This is a genomic window from Bacillus sp. EB106-04-02-XG92, assembly GCF_058791995.1.
The window spans coordinates 88,918-113,524 of sequence record NZ_JBYTEA010000008.1; the positions used below are offsets into that span (position 1 = coordinate 88,918).

Sequence of the window (24,607 nt, forward strand, 5' to 3'; positions counted from 1 at the left end):
CTTCAAAATTTAGCGAAAGCAAAGAAGTAAGGTGGGGATCGGGCTTTCCATTAAAGTCCGATTGGTGAGGGCTAATAATCAGTGGGGGATGAAGCCCCCACTGATTAAAGTTTCATAAGTCTAGATTCATTTTGGTTTATTGGCGCATGCCTTTAAATATATCTTTTATTTTGAAAGGAGAAATGACTATGAAATCAAAAAAATTCACGCTGCTATTACTATCCCTACTACTCTTCTTACCTCTTTTTCTCACAAACTTTATTACTCCAAATTTCGCATTAGCAGATTCACCAAAGCAAGGTCAAAAAATTGTTGGGTATTTTCCTTCGTGGGGCATTTACGGACGTAATTATCAAGTTGCAGACATTGATGCATCAAAGCTAACTCATTTAAACTATGCTTTCGCTGATATTTGCTGGAATGGAAAACATGGAAACCCTTCTACTCACCCCGATAATCCAAATAAACAAACGTGGAACTGTAAAGAATCTGGTGTACCACTGCAAAATAAAGAGATTCCTAATGGTACTCTCGTACTCGGTGAACCATGGGCTGATGTCACAAAATCTTATCCGGGATCAGGTACAACTTGGGAAGATTGTGATAAATACGCCCGCTGTGGAAATTTTGGAGAACTGAAACGATTAAAAGCTAAGTATCCTCACTTAAAAACAATTATTTCCGTTGGTGGCTGGACTTGGTCTAACCGCTTTTCTGACATGGCTGCCGATGAAAAAACAAGAAAAGTATTCGCTGAATCTACAGTAGCTTTTCTTCGCGAATATGGATTTGACGGTGTTGATTTAGATTGGGAATACCCGGGTGTTGAAACGATTCCTGGCGGTAGTTATCGTCCTGAAGATAAGCAAAACTTCACCCTACTCCTTCAAGATGTTCGAAATGCATTAACAAAAGCTGGTGCAGAAGATGGGAAACAATATTTACTAACAATCGCGTCAGGTGCAAGCCAACGTTATGCGGATCATACAGAGCTAAAGAAAATCTCTCAAATACTGGATTGGATTAATATTATGACATATGATTTCCACGGTGGATGGGAAGCTACTTCTAACCATAATGCAGCTCTATACAAAGACCCAAATGACCCAGCAGCGGATACGAAATTTTATGTAGATGGTGCGATAGACATTTACACAAATGAAGGGGTTCCAGCTGATAAACTCGTATTAGGTGTACCTTTTTACGGACGTGGATGGAAAAGTTGCGGAAAAGAAAATAACGGCCAATACCAACCTTGTAAGCCAGGTAGTGATGGAAAACTCGCTTCTAAAGGAACTTGGGATGATTATTCTACCGGTGACACAGGTGTATACGATTATGGTGATTTAGCAGCTAATTATGTTAATAAAAATGGTTTTGTTCGCTATTGGAACGATGTAGCAAAAGTACCTTATTTATATAATGCGACTACGGGCACGTTTATTAGCTATGATGACAGCGAATCTATGAAATATAAAACAGACTATATAAAAACAAAAGGTTTAAGTGGCGCAATGTTTTGGGAACTAAGTGGGGATTGCCGTACAAGTCCAAAATATAGTTGTAGTGGACCTAAATTACTTGATACGCTAGTAAAAGAGTTACTTGATGGACCTATTACTCAAAAAGATACTGAATCACCCACACACGTAAAAAACATTGCTGTTACAAATAAAAACTCAAACTCTGTTCAATTAAACTGGACTGCATCTACTGATAACGTAGGAGTTACGGAATATGAAATTACTGCCGGAGAAGAGAAATGGAGTACAACTACAAATAGCATTACAATTAAAAACTTAAAATCTAATACAGAATACACATTTTCAATAATAGCAAAAGATGCTGCTGGGAATAAGTCACAGCCTACTTCCATTCTTGTAAAAACAGATGATACGAACACAACACCTCCTGATGGAAATGGGACTGCTACCTTTTCAGTCACTTCAAATTGGGGAAGTGGTTACAACTTCTCAATTGTAATTAAAAATAGTGGAACGACCCCTATTAAAAATTGGAAATTAGAATTTGATTACAACGGCAATTTAACACAAGTTTGGGATTCTAAGATTAATAGTAAAATAAATAATCATTACGTAATTACGAATGCAGGATGGAATGGTGAGATTCCTCCTGGAGGATCGGTTACAATCGGAGGGGCAGGAACAGGCAATCCTGCTGAACTTGTAAATGCATCCATTAGTGAAAACTAAACGTAACTTCCATTAATTATTTCATTAAAGTTTGAATTTAGGTTTGAGTACTCTATCCTAAATTCAAACTTTTAATTTTATGAAAAATCACAAATGAAAATTATAATAACCTATTATATTCATATTTAGTTTATAATATGAAGTTAGTGTGAAGTTCATCTGAATTTTACATGAATTTCCTTTAAGTTCTATTGTCTTCCTATACTAATCACATTATCCTTTACATATAGGAATTATTTTTATTCCATTTCAAACTATCTATATATATAAAGAAAGATAGTCGCCTATTAGGGAAAGGCATCTAATATTATAAATATAACAAAAGAAAAAGCACGCTTATAAGCGCACCATAAGAGTGCTTCTTCATACAATTCTCATGTAAGAGTTCTCGAAAATCATGTTAATCACAAAGAAAAGGCATTAGCTTATACAAGCTAATGCCTTTTCTTTATTCCTATTGTTCAGCGTTCCATTCTTCTATATTCCATACTTTTGTTATCCATGCTTCATAGAAAGAAGGCTCATGTGAGACAAGTAAAACTGTTCCTTTATATTGTTGTAACGCTTCCTGTAACGCCTTCTTTGTTTCTATATCCAAATGATTAGTTGGTTCATCTAAAATTAAAACATTGCTTTTCGTTACGATAAGTTCGCATAAACGTACTTTCGTTTGTTCCCCGCCGCTTAATAAACGGATAGGTTTTAATACGTGTTCTTCTTTCAATCCACACTTTGCTAATGCTTGGCGTACTTCTTTCCTTGTCATATCTGGTCGTTCTGCCCAAACTTTCTCTAATGGTGTTGTTTCTGAAGCAAACTCTTCCTGTGCAAAATAGGCAGGATTTACTCGCTCGCCAACAGAAATTGAACCACTTAGCGGCTTTATTTGACCTAATAACGTTTTTAACATCGTCGTTTTTCCAATTCCATTATGACCAATAACCGCTATCTTTTCGCCTTTTTTTACTTGTAAATTCAACTCTGGACATAACGGATTACTATAACCTATCCTTAGTTTCTCAGCTTGCAATATACGACTTACTGGCTCCTCATAAACATTGAAATCAAAACGGGACCGAGTTACATGAGTAACCTTTTCAACCCTTTGCATTTTCTCCAATACTTTCTCTCGACTTTTAGCCTGTTTCGCTTTTCGAATTTTATTTTTTTGAATAAATGTTTCTAACTGAGAAATTTCTTTTTGTTGTTTCGCATACGCCGATTGTAATTGTTTCTTTTGCACTTGATAACTTTGTACAAACTTTTCATAATTTCCTACGTATCGCTTTACTTTCCCTCCTTCTAGATGATAAATAATATTTGTAATACTGTTCAAAAATAGTTCATCATGCGAAATGATCACAAAAGCTTTTTCATACAGTCTCAAATACGATTGCAACCATTCTATATGAGCTGTATCTAAATAGTTTGTTGGCTCATCTAGCAATAAAACATCAGCTTTTTCTAAAAGGAGTTTCCCAAGTAATAACTTTGTTCGCTGTCCTCCACTTAATTTTGAAACATCCTTTTTAAGCCCTATTTCAAATAACCCTAAACCGACTGCTATTTCTTCAATTTCTGTATGAATGTGATAGAAATTAGAGCTTTCCAATATAGTTTGTAATTCTCCATATCTTACTAACAGTTTTTCTATTTCTTCTGCTCCATCCATTTCTTCTGCAATTTTTAACATTTCGTGTTCGATCTCATACAAATCCGAAAATGCACTTTGTAAATATCCTTCAATTGTGATTCCCTCTTGTAAATCCATATGCTGCTGTAAAAAACCTACCTTTACATGTGGAAACCATTCAATGTTCCCATTATCATGTATAGGCTCTCCTGTTAAAATCTTTAACAATGTTGATTTTCCAATTCCATTTTCCCCTACTAATCCAACATGCTCACCCTTTAATAGTCGAAAACACGCATTATATAAAATGGTCTTCTCACCATACGAATGACTTAAATTTTCTACTGTTAATATACTCATTTTTTTCTCTCCTTTACTTATCGTTCATAAGCTAAATAGAGAGCGCAACAGTATAAAGCCTTATTTAATTGTGCATATAAAAAATGGGTAAGGTGAATACACCTTACCCATTACATATTATCGTAAAAAAGGATTAAGGTTCTTTACCTGCTGTCTTCAATTTAGCTTAATCGTTAAAAATGGGCAGACTTCTCCCGTATCAAGCTAAAACCATTTGAAGAACAGTTGATAAAGTCATTATATCCTTTCACTCCTTTAACATTTGTTATATTAAGAGTATAAACTACTCTGTTATATTCTATTCTCTATTTTTTCTTTTGTTCCTTCTCCACTTTTTCATTTTCCGCATAAATTTCCTTATACATCTTTTCTAATGCATATGGACTTGTAAAGATAAGCATTAACGATTTCCACATATAAATTCTTCTTTGTAATTCTACCCCATACTCTTTACTCACCATATTTTTCACTTCTGGGATATGGTCTTCCGTTTGAAATTGTTGCACCGATTTCAATTCATTCGTTTTAAAATCTGTTAAAAAGCCTATTACAGACCGTCCATGTTCCTGTGAACTTTCTTCTAAATCAAACTGAATCGAATGAACGAAACCTAAAACGTGAAAGATTTGAGCATGTAAACCGACAGCAGCACGCTGTTCCATTAAGTTGTAGCACTCTAGTTTTAACTCTTCTACCATTTCTAAAGAATTTCTATTAACTTTTCTTTTGCCAACAAACATAATTTTTACAATATGAGCGACTGCTCCCATACTTTTTAATACACTCTCTAAAATTTCTACCGCGTCTTCTACATAACCATTTGAAATTATAGAATGAATAAATTCATCTAATAGCGACTGAAACTTTTTAATTAAATGTAAATCACGTAATTCCGGAACTTCTTCTCTCAATTGATTTCGGCCTTGAACCCACTTTGAAATTTCTGTCATTTCTTCTTCTTTTAATTCGTGATGTTCCATACCATACTTCATTAATAAAATTTGATTTTTTAATAAGGACTTTCCTTCCTCAAGATTATCAGCTGTTAACGAATCAACTATTTGCTCTATAGATTTCATCTTTTTCCCCCCTATACAAAAAAGCCTCTTAACAGCAATTATACCAAAAACTGTTAAAAGACTTTTTCTATTTTTTCATATACGGGGCTAATACTCTCAGAATTTCTTCCTTATCCTTCTTTAACTCAAGTGATGTTAACATATCCATCGTTCTCGGCCTAGGTAATTTCACTTGTACCTCGCCAACTATTGATGCTGGCCTTTGAGATAAAATAAATACGCGATCCGAAAGTAAGATAGCTTCATCCAAGTCATGTGTAACCATAACGATTGTTTGCTTCTCTTGATGCCAAGAGTTTAAAAGCCAGCTATGTACTTCCATTTTTGTAAAAGCGTCTAATTTTCCAAAAGGTTCATCAAGTAGCATAATTGGCTTTTCACATAAATATGTGCGCAGAAAACTAATCCTTTGGCGCATACCACCTGACAATTCATCTGGATAATGGTCTGCATATTCATCTAGTTCAAACTGCTTTAATGCTTCCATTCCTTCTGTCAGCCTTTGTTTTTTCGGCTTCCCTTCAATTTCTAACGGAAGAACGATATTTTGTAAAGCTGATCGCCACGGTAGTAATAAATCCTGTTGCGGCATATAACTTACGACATCTTGCTCTTGTACGTGCTTATCCTTATACGTTACATTCCCGCTTGTTGGATTTTCAACATTTGCAATCATATTTAATAATGTGCTTTTCCCGCAACCACTCGGTCCTACAAAGGAAACAAACTCTCCTTCTTGTATAGAAGCACTAATATTTGCTAATACATTCTTTCCATCGAAAGATTTTACAATATCTTTTATTTGTAATCCGCTCATTTTTCGCTTGGAAGGAACTCATTTGTAAAGGCATCTTTCACATCAATTTTCTTCTTAATAACTTTGTTATCATATAAGAAATTCATGTAATTCGTCCAAACTTCTTCCTTCTGTACTCCCCATGCTTTTGCATCATCTTGATACTTCGTACTTAACCACTTTTGACTTTCTTGTACTAAGTCTTTATTCACGTCTGGAACAGCTTTAATTAAAATATCAGCAGCTTCTTTCGGTTCTTTAATTGCAAAATTATAACCATCTGTCGTTGCACTCATAAACTTTTTCACAAAGTCTTTATCTTGTTTCGTATGTTTTTCACTCGTAATAATAACAGGACTATAGAAATCAAGCGCTGGGTCTAAGTCTTTCACCATAATCGTATTTAACTCTTTTCCTTGGCGCTTCGCTTCAATTCCATCCCATCCGTAATAAATCCATTCAAAGTCTGCATCACGGCCGATTGATTTAAAGAAATCGGTTTGTCCTAAGATGATTTTTTCAACTTTATTAAAATCAGCTTGATGTTTCTCCATAATTGTCTTTAACGTTGCTTCTTCTGCTGGTCCTCCCCAGCCTCCGTAACGTTTACCTTCAAAATCTTTCGGTGAAGTCATGTTATCTTTCTTAAGCGATGCAAAAGCTGAAGTGTTATGCTGAATAATCGCTCCGACAGATACAACAGGAATCCCTTCCACACGAGCCAACGTTACATTTTCTTGTGCGCTTATTGCGAAGTCAGCTTTTCCTGAAGCTATCATTTGCTCCGCTGTCACATTATCACCAGGCTGAATAATTTCTACATCTAAGCCTTGCTTTTTATAATAATCTTTCGCTTGCGCTACATATAAGCCAGTATGATTCGTATTTGGAAACCAATCTAATACTACTTTTACTTTTTGATCCTTACTCGAACTTTCTTCTTTCTTCGCTGGGTTACACCCAACAACACCTACTGCTAATAAGGCAGCCAACATAACTTTTAAACCTTTTTTCATTTTCTGCCGTCCTTTCTATATATCCATGGTGCTGTTATTCTTGCCATAAACTCTACGATAAAATACAGGCATAATGTCACCATAACAATAATTGCTGCAACACCAAATACTCGGGCTGTTAAAAAGGATTTCGTAGCCCTCGTAAGCATAACTCCTAATCCTTCACTGGCACCGAGCCATTCTCCAATAATCGCTCCCATTACGCTATATGTAACTGCAATTTTTAACCCTGAGAAAAAGTATGGAAGTACTGCTGGAAACTTTACTTTCTGGTAAACTTGCCATTTCGTTGCCTTCATCGTTTGCAACAACTTCAACATATTTTTATCTACTGTTTGAAAACCTTCTAAAATGCTAAGCGCAATCGGGAAGAAACAAACGAGTATGACTACCATTACTTTCGGTAACATTCCATATCCAAACCAAATAATAAATAACGGTGCAAGTACAACGATTGGAATCGTTTGCGAAATAACAAGCAATGGATTTATTAAAATACGAAATAAAGGAATAACGTCCATAATAATTGCAATACTTGTCCCAATTAAAATCGCAAAGAACAGTCCAATTATAACCTCTTGCAACGTTTGCATCGTATTCGGTAATAGTAAATCTTTCATTCCTATTAACTCTTGAACAATGGCAGAAGGCTTCGGTAAAATCCACGGTTCAATTTTAAATAATGAAACAGATCCTTCCCATATCGCGATGAGAAGGATAAGCCAAATTGTTGTAATTATTTTAGATTGCTTCTGGTTTTGCATATTCATCACGGTACTTCCAAACTTTTTCATCTATCGTTACACCAGTGCTTGGACGATAGTGGATTTTAATAGAAGTAATTACTTCTTCTGCTCCAGCATCCACACACGCTTGTTGTGCACGTTTAATGACGTCAAGAAGTACATCTAATTCTCCTTCCAGCGTTGTTTCCATTGCCCCTACTTCATAACGAACTCCCGATTGTTGTACAACCTCAATTGCTTTATCAACAACAGAATACACATCTTTGTTCTTCGCTTGTGGTACTACTGAAAATGAAATTGTAACTTGTTGTGACATAGTAAAATCCCCCTTATAAAATGAAATATTAAAAAAAGAAAAGGCTTTCCTACTGCGTAGGAAAGCCTTGTATGCAAGTTATTATAGAATAACATATGCTACATCACTTTAAGTAACTCCCTACGCTGGCATTATCCAGATCAGGTTGAGGGTCGATGTTTGTTTACATCCTCTCAGCCAATTGGCTCCCCGGTCCTTAATTCGTTTTCATTGTAGCATGATTTATTTTATTGAACAAACAAAAGTACGTATAATCATTTCATTTAACTTTTAAATTCACCAATTAACTCTTGTAACTCTTGTGAAAGCCAGCTTAAAGAACTTGCTAATTCCGCAATATCTTGTACAGACATTTCCTGTTCTTTCATACTTTCTTCAATATTATTACTACTATTTGCATACGTATTTGCGATAAGTGATAGTTCATTTACAACCCGAACAATATTTTGGCTATTTTGCAATATATCACTTGAATTGCTAGAAACAACTCTAACTTGATTTGTAACAGATTGTGCTGATTTTGAAATTTCACCAAAGAAAGCACCACTACTTTCAACAAGTTTCATTCCAGATTCTACTTCTTTTAAAGCATTTTGAATTGAAACAACAGCATCTTCCGTACCAACTCGTGTTTCCCCTATTAATTTTGCTATATCTTTTGCTGATGCTTCCGTCTGCTCTGCTAATTTACGTACTTCATCCGCAACAACGACAAATCTCTCACCAGTTTCCTCAGCACATGAAGCTTCAATAGTAGTAACATCTAGAGCTAGCGAATTCGTTTGATCTGAAATACCGGTAATTACTGTTACAATGCCACTAATTTCTTTTGATTTTTTTTCCAAATAATAAATAATAGAAGATAAATCTTGTACTGCATTTTGTATGATGTTCATTTGATTAATCGTCTGCTCAATAATACCATTTCCTTTTACTGAATGATGGTTTGTACCTTCAGACTCTTTCGCTATTTGTTTTGCAGTATTCGTTATCTCTTCCATCCTACCTTCCATTTCATATATAATATCTAAATACTTTGGTACTGACGTTTCTTGTAATTGAACGCCAGCTCTTAACTCAACTATAGAACTTACGATTCCCTGGACTGCCATGCTATTCTCTTTCGTACTCACTGACAATTCTTGTGAAGATGAGGAAACCTGTTCTGCTGTCTGCTTCACTTTATCTATAATTCCTTTAAACTTCTCGATTGTATTATTAAAATACGAATTAATAATACCAATATCATCTGGTCTTTCCTCTAATTTAATACTCAAATCACCTTCACCGACTCTGCGCAATCCTTCACGTAAATCCCGTAATGGAGCAAGTGCGTTACGTACAATTAAGAATTGAATAACAGTTGCAATTAAAACAGAAATACAAATAAACATTAAACCTTGTATAATGAACTTTTCCTTTGTACTAGGAACAATAGAGGCATCTACATCAGCTGCAACAAGTGCCACAATGTTACCTTCTCTATCTTTAATTGGCTCTAATATCGTTACCCATGTTCCTAATGCGTCTTCATATACTACTGTCATGTTTGCTTTTTTTGTGCTCATTACTTTATCATATGCTTCCATCCAAAGATCTGGTTGTTTATAATATTCTCCCGGCCTTACTTCAACAACATTTGCTAAACCTGTAGACAAATCAATGATTTGCAGCTCACCTTTTTCATTTTTTTTCGCTCCAACAATATATGTTTGTCCAACACTGTTCAATTCTTCCGTTGATTCATCTAATTTCTCTGTTAATTTCTCTCTCTTTTCTCTTTCTGCCGTTGGGTCTTTTGCAACATCTCTTAATATTTCCACGTCTAATTTATGTAATACCGTATCTCCTGTTTCAAAAGAATGTCTTTCAAATATAGACATCATGCTATTTTGAAACATGTTAAAACTTAACGCTCCCATAGTACCAACAAGCGTCAAAATAACTAGCACAGTTAACAATACATTTTTTTGAAGAAATGATAGCTTGTGCCAATATCTTTCCATTAACATCACCTTTCTTAATTAACGTAATATAAAGTGAAACTTTAATCAGTAGGGATTTTCTTCATCCCCCACTGATTATTAGTTGAACCAATCGGACTTTTATGGGCAGTTGATCCCCCACCTAAATTCTTTGCTTTCGCTGCATTTTGAGGTGGGGGTCTTACTGCCCATTAAAGTCGGATAAATTAAGACTATTAAAATATAAACCTCATTAACAATCGATAAAGGTTCTCATTTGTTTACAAATAAAAAAAAGACCAATGAAAAGAGCATTGGTCAAGACCAACCCTATCCGTCCGGTAACTGGCTAGCATAGCCTTTCGGCCTTAGCTCCTGTAGTTTTGCGTCCTAATGTTTCCATCAGTTTGCTTTTCTCGCTGAACGAGTTGAACGATATGGGAGTTCTATGAGAATTAAATTATTCTCTATCAAAGGTTACAACATAAAAATTAAAATGTCTACCTATTTATAGATGTAAATATAAAGTTTCAATGTATTATTTTTTCGAAATAATTTAACAAAGTACGTGAATGTTACATTTCTTGTGTTATATAATAAAAAATGTATGAAACACAAGGATTATTTTGAGTATTTATTTTAATTTTCGTTCAAATTAAATTATTCAAATATATCTTAACTAACGAATTTCGGAGGTAGTTTATCATGTTTTGGCTACAATTTCTTACGTTACTACTCTGCATCTTTATTGGCGCACGCCTAGGCGGAGTTGGTTTAGGAGTAATGGGTGGCGTCGGTATGGCAATACTTGTTTTCGTCTTCCATTTACAACCTACAGCTCCTCCTATTGATGTAATGCTTATGATTTTAGCAGTAATTACAGCCGCCGGTGCACTTCAAGCCGCTGGAGGAATGGACTACCTTGTCCATCTGGCTGAGAAAGCATTACGAAAAAATCCAAAGCGTATTACATTCTTTGCTCCAATTGTTACTTATTTATTTACACTCTGCGCAGGAACTGGTCATGTTGCTTATTCTGTACTCCCTGTTATCGCAGAAGTTTCTCGCGAATCTGGGATTAGACCGGAACGACCAATGTCAATTGCCGTAATCGCTTCCCAACAAGCAATTACAGCTAGTCCTATATCAGCTGCAACAGTTGCACTTTTAGCAATGTTAGCTGACTATAAAATCACTTTATTAGATATTTTAAAAGTAAGTATCCCTTCTACTTTCATCGCTTGTATGGTAGCTGCATTTGTTGCTAGTAAAATGGGGAAAGACTTAAATGAAGACCCTGAATACTTAAAACGATTAAAAGAAGGAATGATTCCTAAGATTGAAGAGAAGAAGGAATTTGTTGGTGTAAAAGGCGCTAAACTATCCGTTATCCTTTTCTTAGTAGCAACTTTTCTTGTTGTACTTCTCGGTTCGTTTGAAGCACTTCGTCCAGGATGGATGGTTGACGGGAAGTTAGTTCGTCTTTCCATGCCAAACACAATTGAAATGGTTATGTTAACGATCGCAGCTCTTATTATTATTTTCTGTAAACCAAATGTAGAAAGCATCGTGTCAGGTAACGTCTTTAAAGCGGGAGCAACAGCAGTTGTTGCTATTTTCGGTATCGCTTGGATGGGAGATACTTTCTTTAACGGAAACTTAAATATGATTCAAGGATCAATTCAACACCTAGTAACAAGTGCACCATGGCTATTTGCCATCGCATTATTCATTCTATCTATTTTACTATATAGCCAAGCCGCAACAGTACGTGCTTTAATGCCTCTTGGATTATCACTCGGTATTCCACCAGCACTACTAATCGCGATGTTCCCTGCAGTAAATGGATATTTCTTCATTCCAAACTATGGAACAATCGTTGCTGCCATTAACTTTGATCGCACTGGTACAACTGGCATTGGTAAATATGTTTTAAATCATAGCTTTATGATTCCAGGCCTAATCGCAACATTCACTTCTATCGGCATTGGAATGCTCTTAATATCAATTATGTTTTAAAGAAAAAGCACAAACCTACATTTTTAAAGGGTTTGTGCTTTTTTAATCAAACGTTTGTTTAAATATTTTTAACTGTCCATTCTTCCATTATGCACAAGCTTTCCAAAAACTCGTTTTATCTATTCTTTCAGGAAATTCTCTTTCCGCTTCATCTATACATCTATAAATCGCATCAAATTCCCCTTTTTCAAATAGACGAAACAATTCATTTTGCAACTCTACAAATCTTCCCCGTTTCAAATAATCCCCCCTATTTCTAATGATTAATACCAAAAAAGCTATGTAGCATTTTAATACTACATAGCTTTTTTCTACAAACTCCTACTTACTTCCTCTACTAATTTCTTCGTACTTTCATACGCAGATTCTGCTAAACTAATCGCAGAAATAACGGAAACGCCGTCCGCACCTGCTTCTATAACTGAAGCTGTATTTTCAATTGTAATGCCGCCAATGCCAACGATCGGTATTGTAATTCCTTGTTCTCTAAAATGAGCTAAACCTTTCGTTCCTTGCACAGCTTTCGTATCTTTTTTCGTACTCGTTGGGAAAATAGGGCCAACACCTAAATAATCAGCTCCGTTTTCAATTGCCCAGTGTGCTTCTTCAATTGTATGTGTAGATACACCAACAATTTTATCTCCCATTTTTTCACGAACAGAAGTAATTCCTTCATCATCTTGTCCAACATGCACACCATCTGCATCTAACTCGATAGCTAGTTCCACATCATCATTTACAATGAATGGGACACCGTACTCCTTACAAATTGCTTGTAGTTCTTTTGCGAAACAAATACGCTCCTCTCCCGTTAAAGCGCCTTCCCCCTTTTCACGGAATTGAAAAATTGTTATACCGCCTTCCAGTGCATCTCTCAACACTTGTAGTGGCTCCTTCGTACAATTGTTACTTCCCATAATAAAGTATACTAATAATAATCTAGACATTTCAGTCTTTGTAATACGCGACATCTAGTTCCCCTCCTTACTATATAATCTCAATCTTCCCGTACTTCTCAATATCACCTGCAGTAGTATTCGCTAACTGATTTAAAAATTCAATTTGGAAACTACCAGGTCCCTGCTCCACTGTCTTAGCAGCTGCCAGTTCCGCAGCTACACCATAAAACGTTAATGCCGCTACTGCTGCCTTTACATAATCCTTTTCTACTGCTACAAATGCTCCTATTACAGAAGTTAGTAAACAACCAGTTCCCGTAACCTTCGTTAAAATAGAGTGACCATTTCGAATAAGAACCGTTCGTTCTCCATCAGTAACAACATCTTCTTTTCCAGTAATCACCGCTACTGTATTTAATTCATCCGCTGCCTGCCTTGCAATACTTACAACATTGCCATTTCCAGCACCGGCGTCTACCCCTTTAATTTCCCAGCTCTCATTAATAACGTTCGCTATTTCAGCTGCGTTCCCGCGAATAATTGCTAACTCGATTTCAGCCGGAATATACCTCGCAACTTCTGTTCGATACGATGTTGCTCCTGCACCAACTGGATCAAACAGTACTGGTACATTGTTCACATTTGCTGATTTACCCGCAAGTAACATCGCTTCTACTTCTTCAGGGCGAAGTGTCCCCATATTTAATACTAACGCTCCAGCAATGCTAGCCATTTCTGCTACTTCTTCTTTTGCATACGCCATTACAGGTGATGCTCCTAACGCTAACAAGCCGTTAGCTGTAAAATTTGTTACAACAACATTTGTAATATTATGAACGAGCGGATTAGACTCTCTCACCAAATCCACTACTTTACTAATTTCTTTCATATTCATCCTTTTCATCTCCTAACTATAGTGATGGGAGATACACAAAAAAGCACTTTGCGCGTACGCAAAGTGCCTGAACATGTGCTTTTACACTCTCCCTACGCTGGCATTATCCAACAGGTTCAAATGGTCAATGACGGATTAGTCATACTCTCAGTTCGCATCCACAAACTCCCATGTGCTTATTATTCTGCTACTTCAAAGTCTACTCTTATTCTACTAAAATAACAAGTTCTTTACTTTTCTATTTAATATGGAAGCAACCGATATAACAATAAGCATAATAAAGTGAAACTTTAATCAGCGGGGACTTTGTTCATTCCACTAAAAAACGTTCAAATCTGGAGCGAAACTGAATCTCAAGAAGATGTATGCTATAGTTAACGTATGGAAATTTGAAAGGATGTTTTTAATATGGCAAAAAGCGTTGTAATCGCTGAAAAACCTTCCGTTGCACGAGATATTGCGCGTGTACTTAAGTGCGATAAAAAAGGAAACGGCTACCTTGAAGGTAGTAAATATATTGTAACTTGGGCTTTAGGTCACCTTGTTACATTAGCAGATCCAGAAAGCTATGATGTGAAATATAAAAAGTGGAATTTAGAAGATTTACCGATGCTGCCTGAGCGTTTGAAATTAACTGTTATTAAACAAACAGGGAAACAATTTAATGCTGTAAAAAGTCAGCTACTTAGAAAAGATGTAACTGAAATTATTGTAGCGACAGACGCTGGACGTGAAGGAGAATTAGTCGCTCGCTGGATTATTGATAAAGTTCGAGTTAACAAACCGATCAAACGTCTATGGATTTCATCTGTTACTGATAAAGCGATTAAAGATGGTTTCTCTAATTTAAAACCAGGGAAAGCATATGACAATTTATACGCTTCAGCAGTTGCACGTTCAGAAGCTGACTGGTATATCGGTCTTAACGCAACTCGCGCTTTAACGACTCGCTTTAATGCCCAGCTGAATTGTGGCCGTGTACAAACACCTACTGTCGCTATGATCGCTAATCGTGAAGATGAAATAAAGAACTTCAAAGCTCAAACTTACTACAGCATCGAAGCTCAAACAGCCGATAAGTTAAAACTAACTTGGCAAGATGCTAACGGTAATAGCCGCAGTTTTAATAAAGAAAAAATTGATGGCATTGTAAGAGGTTTAGATAAGCATAATGCTACTGTTGTGGAAATTGATAAAAAACAGAAGAAGTCCTTCTCTCCTGGTCTTTACGATTTAACTGAATTACAACGTGATGCAAATAAAAAGTTCGGTTACTCTGCAAAAGAAACATTAAATATTATGCAGAAATTGTATGAGCAACATAAAGTGCTAACGTACCCTCGTACAGATTCACGCTATATTTCATCTGATATCGTTGGAACACTTCCAGAACGTCTAAAGGCGTGCGGAGTTGGAGAGTACCGTCCTTTAGCACATAAAGTATTACAAAGACCTATCAAGGCTAATAAGTCATTTGTTGATGATAGTAAAGTAAGTGATCATCACGCAATTATTCCGACAGAAGGATACGTTAACTTCTCAGCCTTCACAGATAAAGAACGTAAAATTTATGATTTAGTTGTAAAACGTTTCTTAGCTGTCTTATTCCCAGCATTCGAATACGAACAACTAACGTTACGTACAAAAGTTGGCAATGAAACGTTTATTGCACGCGGAAAAACTGTTCTGCATGCCGGCTGGAAAGAAGTATATGAAAATCGCTTTGAAGATGATGATGTAATGGATGACGTAAAAGAGCAACTTTTACCTCGCATCGAAAAAGGCGATACATTAACTGTAAAACTAATTATGCAAACATCAGGTCAAACGAAAGCACCTGCACGTTTTAACGAGGCGACTTTACTTTCAGCAATGGAGAATCCTACAAAATATATGGATACGCAAAATAAACAACTTGCTGATACGTTAAAATCAACTGGTGGATTAGGTACTGTAGCAACGCGTGCTGATATTATCGACAAGCTATTCAATTCATTCTTAATTGAAAAACGCGGTAAAGATATTCACATTACTTCAAAAGGCCGTCAGTTACTTGATTTAGTACCAGAAGAGTTAAAATCACCTACACTAACTGGTGAGTGGGAACAAAAACTAGAGGCTATCGCAAAAGGTAAACTGAAAAAAGAAGTGTTCATTTCAGAAATGAAGAACTATACGAAAGAAATTGTATCTGAAATTAAATCGAGTGATAAAAAATATAAACATGACAACATTTCAACAAAGTCTTGTCCAGACTGTGGTAAACCAATGCTAGAAGTAAACGGCAAAAAAGGAAAGATGCTCGTTTGCCAAGATCGTGAATGTGGCCATCGTAAAAATGTATCTCGTACAACAAACGCTCGCTGTCCGCAATGTAAGAAGAAGTTAGAATTACGTGGTGAAGGTGCAGGACAAATCTTTGCATGTAAATGTGGCTATCGTGAAAAACTTTCCACATTCCAAGAAAGACGTAAAAAAGAATCTGGAAATAAAGCTGATAAGCGCGACGTTCAAAAATATATGAAACAACAGAACAAAGAAGAAGAACCATTAAACAATCCATTCGCAGAGGCATTAAAGAAATTAAAATTTGATTAAACAAAAAGGTTCCTACCTCTATCGGTAGGAACCTTTTATTTTAGTGAATGATTTTACTTCCTTTGGCGTTCTCAACGAATTTTTCACTCGACTTGTTAATTGGTGTTTTCAGTAATAACGCAGCAACAATCATAACTACTACGAAAGCACTTAACACAAGTAAATCTCGCGTTACGATATCCCAAAGCATTCCACCTACTGTTTCACGAATTGCACTAATTGCGTATGTGAACGGTAAGAATGGATAAATTGCTTGGAAGAACGCTGGTGTCATTTGAATTGGGAATGTTCCCCCCGACCCTGCTACTTGCAGTACAAGTAAAATGATCGCCATCGATTTCCCAACGTTTCCGAAAATAGAAACGAGTGAGTATACGATACAAACGAAGACTCCACCAATAAATAAACTAAATAATACAAACCAGAACTTATCGACTACGTACGTACCGAGTAAGAATATATCCCCCATCGATACGATAAACGCTTGTGAAAGACCTATCGTTAAGAATGTTAATAAACGTCCGAAGTAAATTTCATGGCTCTTATAATTCGCGCCCTCTTCGTGTACTTCTACTGTTAATAATGAAACCATTAATAATGCGCCTACCCATAATGCAAGCACTGTATAGAATGGTGACATTGCTGAACCGTAGTTCGGCATCGCAAATAATTTATTCTCTTTTAAGTTTACTGGATTCGCGAAATAATCACTTTGCTTTTCAACATCATTTTTCAATAAGCGTATGATGTCTTTTAAATCCTCTTCAGATTCAAAATCACGAATTTTATCTGCTAATTCTTTAATCTTTTTCTCAGTTTCCGGCATTTCAGCTTTAATGTCTGCTAATTTCTTTTTACCGTCTACTAAGCCTTTTGATGAATCTTCTAGTAACTTTTTAACATCTGGAAGCTTTTTGTCTGCATCATTTAAAATTTGAGTTGTATTTTTCGACATCTCTTTTGTACGAGCAATTGCTGTATTGAAATTAGGTACAATTTCTGAATCATACGTCGATAATACATCTGTTAATTGAGCTGACCCGCCCTTCGCAGCGTTATTAATACTTTCAATTACATCTTTTGTAGGTTTCTGGCCATTGTTAAGAAGTGTAATTCCCTTATTTGTTGCCTCTACACCTTTTTGCAGACTACTTTTTGCTTTATTTAATTTCGCAATTCCATTATTAAGGTTTTTATCACTATTTACATCAGCTAAAACCTTATTTGTACTTTCTAGAACAGGAATCATATCATCAATTAAACCGATTCCAGCTTGGAATTGACCATTTAAACTGTTTAGAGCTACCTTTGTTGAATCTAAACCGTTAATACCTCTATTTTGTACGTCTTCTTTTGCCTTTTGTAAATCTGCCTTTGCACCTTCAATGCCATTTTTTACTTTATCGTAATCTGCTTTTGCATTATCATATGCTGCATTTGCATCAGCTTTAGCTTGCTCTACCGTACTAACTGCTTTTTTATAATCTGCCACAAATGTTTCATTGTAATCTTTTTCTGCTTGATCAATTAATCCATTTGCTGCATCTAATTTTTGATTGGCTACATCTGTTACATCTTTCTTTACTTCTTGTCCTGTGCCAATAACATTTACAATATCTTTAATACCGTTGTTTGCATTTTCCATACCGCTTTTCAGCTTAGTTAAGCGATCCACACGTCCTTGGAAAAAGCTTTGACCAAAATCAGTCGTCGCTGACTTTTGAAGTTCAGTAAATACATTAATAAGATATGAAATACCTTCTGTACGCGCTTGTAATTGATCTGATACAGCATTTAAATCTTTCTTTGCTTGTTCAGGATCAAACTGACCATTTTGCAATCCATTTACAATACTTTTTCCATAAGCTGTTCCTGCACGCGATGAACTTAAAACATTATTTACCGTTTGATTGATACTTTGCGCTATATTTTTATACCCATCATTATTCAACTTAGAAAGATCTGGTTTCGCTGGGAATTCAGGCAAGCCATTCATTCCAGACAAATCAGGGATGCTTAAATCAACACCTGGATTCATTAAAAAGTCAGTAAACGCCGCTGCTCTATCCATAACACCTTGTGCTACTACTAAATCATTTCTTATCTTCCCTGGAGCATTTTTTAATGTTTGATCTTGTCTTGCAAAGAACTTATCTAAATTCGCCAATGCTTCCTGTCCATCATTTATGACACTCTCTACAACAGGTAAATCTTTCTGCGCCACTTTCACAATATCCTCTGCTCGAGTCGCATCATCTAACGCCTTATCCATCAGTGTATTCATTTCTGGGAACTGCGCTTCTAACTTAAATACAAGATCCTTTACCTTCTCAATACTCGGTAAGTTTGTTTCTAAATCGATTCCAAGATCATTAAAAACTTTAAAAATCTCACCATTTGCTGTTTTAACAAAGTTTTTACTAATTTCTTCTGTAATACCTGATGCACCTTTTGCTGTAATTTTTGGTGCAATTGCATTTACTTTTTCATTTACATAGTAATCCAGTTCTGGTTTCTGTGGATTTTCATCCAGAACAGTTGCAATCTTTTCAGAGAAATCTTTTGGAATTGTAATACTTGCATAATAATCCCCGCGCTCAACTCCGTAAATTGCTTGTTTTTCGTCTACAAATTTCCACCCAAGATTTTTATTTTTCTTAAGAGAATCTACAATCTCGTCACCAATATTGATGTCTTTTCCTCTTAAATTAGAGCCAGCATCTTGGTTAGAAACTGCAATGGGAACCTCTTTTGTATTTCCGTACGGATCCCAGGAAGCTTTAATGTTAAACCATGCATATAACGATGGTAAAATCATTAATCCTACAACAATAACAATTGCAGCCCAATGTTTAGCTACATTCCGTAAATCTGTCTTATAAATACGCCAAATTTGTTTCATAGAAGTTATCACCTAATTATATATTTTTCCTTCTTTAGAAAATGATACATACATTTTGCAATTATATCACTTTCTACATCGTGGATTAACCAAAAACGAACTATTTTTTCCCATTAACTTTGACTTACTACATTATATAACGAAGTCAGTCAAAGTATGAATACAAAATGACCAAATCGGTTTTACATTCAATAATAACAAATATATAGGAAATGTAATAAAAAATACAAGTATTTTCTCTTGGAAATACTTGTATTCCTCAAAAAATCCTCACAGCTTTTCATCATCTGTGAGGATTTCTTCTATTATATATCTACTTGTACTTCTACACCGAAATGATCTGAAATTACATTTCGGTTTGTACCATTAAAAATGACTTTTGAAGAACGAACTTTTTCACTTTGGTTACACAATATTAAATCGATTCGTAGATTATGTTTATTTTCATCCCAACCAGCAATCTCACCTTGGACAGTTGTTCCTTCATCCTTCTCTATTGCTAGTTCATATGTGTCATACAAACCTTTTTGCATCATATATTCATAACCCTCACCTTGCAAACGGGCGTTATTATTAAAATCACCCATTAAGAAGGATAGTTCATTGCTGTCTATACGCTCCATCAAACGATTAACTTGACCTTTGAATGATTCTTCTTCATCATTCCACCAACCGAGGTGGCAAGAGTAAAACGTGATGTTCTTACCATTATAAGCAATTGTTGCACTTACAATTTTGCGCGTTTTCCAATACGTTGTATCCTTATTTTCTGAAATAAAGAACGTATCTTCTTTTACAACATTATGTTTCGTTACAATCGCTAATCCTTCTTCATACACATCATAACCAATATGAGAGAAATCCCAAGTAATATTGTAATCTTTTACATGTAACGCTTTTAACTCTTCTAATAGTAAAAGTCCAAAATTATCTTTTTTCTTGTTACCGCATACATTTTTAGCCCCTATCGACTGACTTACTTCTTGCAATGCGATGACATCATACTCTTCTTCTTGAATGACTTTAGCAAGATATTTTATCTTTTCTATTTGATTTTCTTCTTGCCAAGAGTGACAGTTTAAAGTTAGCAATTTCATATTATTACGCACCTAACATATCTTGAATGTCTGACTTTAATACGTCAGCTTTCGGACCATATACTGCTTGTACACCTTTATCTTTTACGATCAGTCCTAAAGCACCATTTTGTTTCCACTGTGCTTCTGGTGCAACAACAGCTAAGTCTTTTACTGTTACACGTAAACGTGTCATACAAGCATCTACGTCAGCAATATTTTCTTTTCCACCTAATAAATCAATAACTTTTGTTGCTAATGAACCATCCTGTACATTTCCTGTTCCTTCTGATGACTCATCTTCATTATCAATATAGTTACCAGCACGTCCTGGTGTTGGTAAGTTGAACTTTTTAATTAAGAAATTGAATAATGTAAAGTTCAGACCGAAGAATACTAATGAAACGATAACGAAATTGATTAAATCTCTAGTTAGTCCTGCATTAACCATCATCGGTGTACGAGTAATTAATTCAATAAATCCAAATGCGTGAACACGTAAGTTAATTAAATCCGCTAATGCGAATGCAAGTCCTGTTGTAATTGCATATACAACATATAATACTGGAGCAATAAACATGAACATGAATTCAATTGGTTCTGTTACACCTGTTAAGAATACTGCTAATGCTGCTGATAAGAACATTGGTTTATATTTTGCACGTTTTTCTTTATCAACATTACGGAACATCGCGAATGCAATACCCATTAACGCTGCTGTTGAACCGATAACTTGTCCTGCTTTGAATCGAGCTGGTACAACGTTATTTAATAAATCGTTATATGCTTTTGTATCTCCATTTGCTAATAAGTTATTTAAATCTGTAATCCATGCAAGCCATAAAGGATCTTGTCCTGCTACAACTTGTCCAATTTTTGAGCCAGTTAACATCGTATATGTTCCGCCTAGCTCTGTGTAGTTCATCGGAATCGTTAACATATGGTGTAAACCGAATGGTAATAGTAAACGCTCTAACGTTCCATATACAAATGGTGCAACAACTGGTGCACTATCCTTTGAAGCTGCAATCCAGCGACCAAATTCATTTAACCCACTTTGGATGAATGGCCATAAAAGTGATAATACAATTGCAGTGACTGTAGACCAAACAATTACAACGAATGGTACGAATCGTTTTCCGTTAAAGAATGCTAATGCCTGTGGCAGTTTGTTATAGTTATAGTATTTGTTATATAAAGTAGCTCCTAAGAAACCAGTGATAATCCCTACGAAAACTCCCATGTTTAATGCTGGTGCACCAAGTACAGAAGTAAAGTAATCTTTTACAATTAAATCCCCTGCTAATACTGAAGAAACTTTCGCTTTTGAATCCGCTAACATTTCAGCGTTTACGCCAAATATAGCTCCCGTAATTCTGTTTGTTAAGACGAATGCTAATAGCGCTGCAAATGCACCACCCGCGCGATCTTTCGCCCAAGATCCCCCAATTGCTACTGCGAATAAGATGTGTAGATTTGTAATAATTGCCCAACCGATGTCTTCCATTACGCGAGCGATTGTATGAACTGCGTTAATATCCCCAGCAGACATCCCAATCAACTTACCGATAGAAATCATTAAACCAGCTGCTGGCATTACAGCTACAACAACTAATAATGCTTTCCCGAACTTTTGCCAAAAATCAAAAGACGTAATTTTCATCTGTTCTTCCTCCCCTTTATTTATAACAAAATAATAATTTAAATTATAATTTCTGTTTCTGTTGTGAAAACGATTCCTTATGTTACTTCATTTTTATCTTTACGCAACCGTTTTCATAAATCTATTTTAATAAAAGCGTTTTCACTTTGCAATAGAAATTTATTTTTTTTCATAAAAAAAGATGCTCTAGGAGCATCCTTTTTTATTATGAAATGCGATAAACCCTTGTTTCATAAGGCTTTAACGTGATTGTAGTTACTTGTTCATGTTCCGCAACTTCGTAGTTATTTAAAAGCAAACGTTTGCGTTCTAGTGCGAATGAACCCTCATTATATACAGCTTCCTCTTTTGAGATATTACTAATTACAACGATTTTTTCATCGTTTAATGTACGAGTATATGCATAAATTTGCGGATCATCTTCTAAAAGTAAATCGTACGTACCGTAATTCAGTACATCGTGCTCTTTTTTCAAGGCAATCATTTTTTTATAGAAATTGAAAATAGAGTTCTCTTCATTCTTTTGCTTTTCAACATTAATTTCTTTATAGCTTGGATTCATACCAAACCAAGGTGCACCTGCTGTGAAGCCAGCATTCATCTCATCGTTCCACTGCATAGGTGTACGTGAATTATCGCGGCAAGAAGCCCATATAATTTCCATCATATCTTGATGTGATACGCCCTCTGCAATTTTCTCGCGATATAAATTTTTAATTGCTACATCATCGTAATCTTCAATATTTGGGAATTGAACATTTGTCATCCCAATTTCTTGTCCTTGGTAAATGAATGGTGTACCGTGCATAAAGAAATACATTGCCCCTAGAGCTGTTGCACTTTCACGCCAATACTGTTTATCATCTCCCCAAGTTGAAACGATACGTGGCTTATCGTGATTCTCAATATATAAAGCATTCCATCCTTTATTTTCTAGACCTTTTTGCCATTTCGTTAATACTTTTTTCAGTCCTACAACATCAAGATCTTTCTTCTTTTCTGCATCCCATAAGCTTAAATGTTCGAATTGGAATACCATATTGAACTTGCCTTGCTCTTCTCCAACCCAAAGCTCAGCATCTTCAATCTTAACGCCATTCGCTTCACCAACAGTCATAATATCGTACTTAGAAAATGTATTTTCTTTTAACTCTTCTAATAAAGGTTGAATACCATCCACATTCATATGTTTATCAAAAGATGGTACATACTTCAGTTCTTTGGGATTTGGCATATCTTTGAAACCATCTTCTTTTTTAATATGGCTGATTGCATCCACGCGGAAACCATCAATTCCTTTATCAAGCCACCAATTAACTGTATCGTATAACACTTCGCGAACTTCTTTATTCTCCCAGTTTAAATCTGGTTGTTTACGCGAGAATAAGTGTAAATAATATTGTCCTGTTACTTCATCATATTCCCATGCCGAACCGTTAAAAATACTTTCCCAGTTGTTTGGTTCCGCACCATCTTTACCATCATGCCAAATATACCAATCACGCTTCGGATTGTCTTTAGATGAACGAGACTCAATAAACCATGGGTGTTCATCACTTGTATGATTAATAACTAAATCAATAATAAGCTTCATATCACGCTTATGAACTTCATCTAGTAAAGCATCAAAGTCTTCCATCGTACCAAACTCATCCATGATATCTTGATAATCACTAATGTCATAACCATTATCATCATTAGGTGACTTATACATTGGGCAAATCCAAATTACATCTATACCTAAATCTTTTAAATAATCCAGTTTCGCAATAATACCTTGTAAATCTCCAATACCATCGCCATTTGAATCCATAAAGCTACGTGGATAAATTTGATAAGCAACCGCTTCTTTCCACCATGTCTTATTCATAGTCATTCTCTCCTTTTGCATCCCATCAGAATTTTTATGCAAACGTTTTCGTAACACTATCATAACAAAATATGAATAGTTTGCAACTGTTTTCATTGAACTCTATGTAGTTTCTTTATTCTTATGCTTTATTTATTTCTCACAAAGGCAAATCTCATTCCTCACCTACTCTTGACCACGCACGTTACATACGCTTTTCATACATTAATAAAAAGAACTGCTGATTTTAGAAGGTATCGATAAATTCAAACAAACAAAATTAACAGGTCGTAACATTGTTCTCTCAGACCCTGACTATGACGTATTCCAAATGAATTTAAATTTAAGGATTCCAAAACTCCCTTGTTTTATTGCTTTTTGTCAAAATAAAAATGATATCTGTAACACTTTAAAAGGAGCAAGCAAACGTCACATACCATTTCGGTTAAGAAGCGGACATCATAGTTACGAAAATTTTTCTCTTTTGTATCCCTCCTTTTCATACGTAAAAGGGTATAAAATAAAAAATCATCCAATATGCCATTGCCTCGTAGCATGTCGGATGATTCAAGTGGATTTTCTA

The 24,607-nt window shown here is 35.5% G+C and carries 16 protein-coding genes, 2 pseudogenes and 3 riboswitches; of the genes and pseudogenes, 4 read left to right on the plus strand and 14 right to left on the minus strand.

Going from position 1 to position 24,607, the window contains the following annotated elements; genetic code table 11:
• Nucleotides 1-188 precede the first annotated feature (188 nt).
• A complete protein-coding gene (locus tag AC3WVA_RS19960) occupies nucleotides 189-2,213 on the plus strand; it encodes a glycosyl hydrolase family 18 protein (protein WP_492322114.1) in 2,025 nt (674 codons plus the stop codon).
• Between the two features lie 454 nt (nucleotides 2,214-2,667).
• Here AC3WVA_RS19960 and AC3WVA_RS19965 read toward each other — a convergent pair whose 3' ends face one another.
• The 7 genes from AC3WVA_RS19965 to AC3WVA_RS19995 form a co-directional block, all read right to left on the minus strand.
• The gene (locus tag AC3WVA_RS19965; protein ID WP_098521606.1) at nucleotides 2,668-4,206 is read right to left on the minus strand and encodes an ABC-F family ATP-binding cassette domain-containing protein; all 1,539 of its coding nucleotides are present in this window, start codon (nucleotides 4,204-4,206) and stop codon (nucleotides 2,668-2,670) included.
• A 305-nt stretch (nucleotides 4,207-4,511) separates the two neighbouring features.
• Complete coding sequence (locus AC3WVA_RS19970; RefSeq protein ID WP_492322115.1) at nucleotides 4,512-5,285, minus strand: hypothetical protein; 774 nt, start codon at nucleotides 5,283-5,285, stop codon at nucleotides 4,512-4,514.
• A 67-nt stretch (nucleotides 5,286-5,352) separates the two neighbouring features.
• Nucleotides 5,353-6,102 carry an ABC transporter ATP-binding protein gene (locus AC3WVA_RS19975; RefSeq protein ID WP_098347171.1) on the minus strand — a complete coding sequence of 250 codons (750 nt, stop codon included), beginning with the start codon at nucleotides 6,100-6,102 and terminating at the stop codon, nucleotides 5,353-5,355.
• On the minus strand, nucleotides 6,099-7,097 hold the full coding sequence (locus AC3WVA_RS19980; RefSeq protein ID WP_098521605.1) for an ABC transporter substrate-binding protein: 999 nt from the start codon (nucleotides 7,095-7,097) through the stop codon (nucleotides 6,099-6,101). The genes AC3WVA_RS19975 and AC3WVA_RS19980 overlap by 4 nt, the downstream gene beginning before the upstream one ends.
• A complete protein-coding gene (locus AC3WVA_RS19985) occupies nucleotides 7,094-7,867 on the minus strand; it encodes an ABC transporter permease (RefSeq protein ID WP_001057155.1) in 774 nt (257 codons plus the stop codon). The genes AC3WVA_RS19980 and AC3WVA_RS19985 overlap by 4 nt, the downstream gene beginning before the upstream one ends.
• On the minus strand, nucleotides 7,839-8,159 hold the full coding sequence (locus AC3WVA_RS19990) for an MTH1187 family thiamine-binding protein (RefSeq protein ID WP_000082898.1): 321 nt from the start codon (nucleotides 8,157-8,159) through the stop codon (nucleotides 7,839-7,841). Before AC3WVA_RS19990 ends, AC3WVA_RS19985 begins: the two co-directional genes overlap by 29 nt.
• A 100-nt stretch (nucleotides 8,160-8,259) precedes the next feature.
• Nucleotides 8,260-8,361, minus strand: a riboswitch (TPP riboswitch).
• Nucleotides 8,362-8,422: 61 nt separating this feature from the next.
• Nucleotides 8,423-10,165 carry a methyl-accepting chemotaxis protein gene (locus tag AC3WVA_RS19995; protein WP_098881166.1) on the minus strand — a complete coding sequence of 581 codons (1,743 nt, stop codon included), beginning with the start codon at nucleotides 10,163-10,165 and terminating at the stop codon, nucleotides 8,423-8,425.
• A 295-nt stretch (nucleotides 10,166-10,460) separates the two neighbouring features.
• A riboswitch (cyclic di-GMP riboswitch) is annotated at nucleotides 10,461-10,545 on the minus strand.
• Between the two features lie 283 nt (nucleotides 10,546-10,828).
• Here AC3WVA_RS19995 and AC3WVA_RS20000 point away from each other — a divergent pair.
• Entirely contained in the window at nucleotides 10,829-12,142 is a 1,314-nt protein-coding gene (locus tag AC3WVA_RS20000) for an anaerobic C4-dicarboxylate transporter family protein (RefSeq protein ID WP_098347019.1), read from the plus strand.
• A gap of 90 nt (nucleotides 12,143-12,232) precedes the next feature.
• On the opposite strand, the pseudogene AC3WVA_RS20005 reads toward AC3WVA_RS20000, so the two are convergent.
• From AC3WVA_RS20005 to thiM, 3 genes and pseudogenes are all read right to left on the minus strand, one after another.
• Nucleotides 12,233-12,382 (minus strand): annotated as a pseudogene (locus tag AC3WVA_RS20005) (DUF3089 domain-containing protein); the annotation flags it as partial.
• A gap of 71 nt (nucleotides 12,383-12,453) precedes the next feature.
• A complete protein-coding gene (thiE, locus tag AC3WVA_RS20010; protein ID WP_492322116.1) occupies nucleotides 12,454-13,113 on the minus strand; it encodes a thiamine phosphate synthase in 660 nt (219 codons plus the stop codon).
• 16 nt (nucleotides 13,114-13,129) lie between these two features.
• On the minus strand, nucleotides 13,130-13,936 hold the full coding sequence (thiM, locus tag AC3WVA_RS20015) for a hydroxyethylthiazole kinase (RefSeq protein WP_098521791.1): 807 nt from the start codon (nucleotides 13,934-13,936) through the stop codon (nucleotides 13,130-13,132).
• 72 nt (nucleotides 13,937-14,008) lie between these two features.
• Nucleotides 14,009-14,118, minus strand: a riboswitch (TPP riboswitch).
• Between the two features lie 226 nt (nucleotides 14,119-14,344).
• On the opposite strand from thiM, the gene topB reads away from it, so the two are divergent.
• Nucleotides 14,345-16,534: a DNA topoisomerase III gene (topB, locus tag AC3WVA_RS20020; RefSeq protein ID WP_098881165.1), complete on the plus strand. Its 2,190-nt coding sequence runs from the start codon at nucleotides 14,345-14,347 to the stop codon at nucleotides 16,532-16,534.
• Between the two features lie 40 nt (nucleotides 16,535-16,574).
• Here the strand turns inward: topB and AC3WVA_RS20025 are convergent, their stop codons facing one another.
• From AC3WVA_RS20025 to AC3WVA_RS20040, 4 genes are all read right to left on the minus strand, one after another.
• Nucleotides 16,575-19,436, minus strand: coding sequence for a YhgE/Pip domain-containing protein (locus tag AC3WVA_RS20025; RefSeq protein WP_098881164.1), 2,862 nt, complete (start codon nucleotides 19,434-19,436; stop codon nucleotides 16,575-16,577).
• Nucleotides 19,437-19,741: 305 nt separating this feature from the next.
• Complete coding sequence (locus tag AC3WVA_RS20030) at nucleotides 19,742-20,533, minus strand: endonuclease/exonuclease/phosphatase family protein (RefSeq protein WP_098347014.1); 792 nt, start codon at nucleotides 20,531-20,533, stop codon at nucleotides 19,742-19,744.
• Nucleotides 20,534-20,537: 4 nt separating this feature from the next.
• Nucleotides 20,538-22,175: a PTS transporter subunit IIBC gene (locus tag AC3WVA_RS20035; RefSeq protein ID WP_098347013.1), complete on the minus strand. Its 1,638-nt coding sequence runs from the start codon at nucleotides 22,173-22,175 to the stop codon at nucleotides 20,538-20,540.
• A gap of 205 nt (nucleotides 22,176-22,380) precedes the next feature.
• Complete coding sequence (locus AC3WVA_RS20040; RefSeq protein WP_098347012.1) at nucleotides 22,381-24,045, minus strand: glycoside hydrolase family 13 protein; 1,665 nt, start codon at nucleotides 24,043-24,045, stop codon at nucleotides 22,381-22,383.
• A gap of 235 nt (nucleotides 24,046-24,280) precedes the next feature.
• On the opposite strand from AC3WVA_RS20040, the pseudogene AC3WVA_RS20045 reads away from it, so the two are divergent.
• Nucleotides 24,281-24,511, plus strand: a pseudogene (locus AC3WVA_RS20045) (FAD-binding oxidoreductase); the annotation flags it as partial.
• Nucleotides 24,512-24,607: the final 96 nt, after the last annotated feature.

Bases quoted from the DNA above. Each gene is read 5' to 3' on its own strand.
- AC3WVA_RS19960 (WP_492322114.1), top strand. From the start codon at position 189: ATGAAATCAAAAAAATTCACGCTGCTATTACTATCCCTACTACTCTTC.
- AC3WVA_RS19965 (WP_098521606.1), bottom strand. From the start codon at position 4,206: ATGAGTATATTAACAGTAGAAAATTTAAGTCATTCGTATGGTGAGAAG.
- AC3WVA_RS19970 (WP_492322115.1), bottom strand. From the start codon at position 5,285: ATGAAATCTATAGAGCAAATAGTTGATTCGTTAACAGCTGATAATCTT.
- AC3WVA_RS19975 (WP_098347171.1), bottom strand. From the start codon at position 6,102: ATGAGCGGATTACAAATAAAAGATATTGTAAAATCTTTCGATGGAAAG.
- AC3WVA_RS19980 (WP_098521605.1), bottom strand. From the start codon at position 7,097: ATGAAAAAAGGTTTAAAAGTTATGTTGGCTGCCTTATTAGCAGTAGGT.
- AC3WVA_RS19985 (WP_001057155.1), bottom strand. From the start codon at position 7,867: ATGAATATGCAAAACCAGAAGCAATCTAAAATAATTACAACAATTTGG.
- AC3WVA_RS19990 (WP_000082898.1), bottom strand. From the start codon at position 8,159: ATGTCACAACAAGTTACAATTTCATTTTCAGTAGTACCACAAGCGAAG.
- AC3WVA_RS19995 (WP_098881166.1), bottom strand. From the start codon at position 10,165: ATGGAAAGATATTGGCACAAGCTATCATTTCTTCAAAAAAATGTATTG.
- AC3WVA_RS20000 (WP_098347019.1), top strand. From the start codon at position 10,829: ATGTTTTGGCTACAATTTCTTACGTTACTACTCTGCATCTTTATTGGC.
- thiE (WP_492322116.1), bottom strand. From the start codon at position 13,113: ATGTCGCGTATTACAAAGACTGAAATGTCTAGATTATTATTAGTATAC.
- thiM (WP_098521791.1), bottom strand. From the start codon at position 13,936: ATGAATATGAAAGAAATTAGTAAAGTAGTGGATTTGGTGAGAGAGTCT.
- topB (WP_098881165.1), top strand. From the start codon at position 14,345: ATGGCAAAAAGCGTTGTAATCGCTGAAAAACCTTCCGTTGCACGAGAT.
- AC3WVA_RS20025 (WP_098881164.1), bottom strand. From the start codon at position 19,436: ATGAAACAAATTTGGCGTATTTATAAGACAGATTTACGGAATGTAGCT.
- AC3WVA_RS20030 (WP_098347014.1), bottom strand. From the start codon at position 20,533: ATGAAATTGCTAACTTTAAACTGTCACTCTTGGCAAGAAGAAAATCAA.
- AC3WVA_RS20035 (WP_098347013.1), bottom strand. From the start codon at position 22,175: ATGAAAATTACGTCTTTTGATTTTTGGCAAAAGTTCGGGAAAGCATTA.
- AC3WVA_RS20040 (WP_098347012.1), bottom strand. From the start codon at position 24,045: ATGAATAAGACATGGTGGAAAGAAGCGGTTGCTTATCAAATTTATCCA.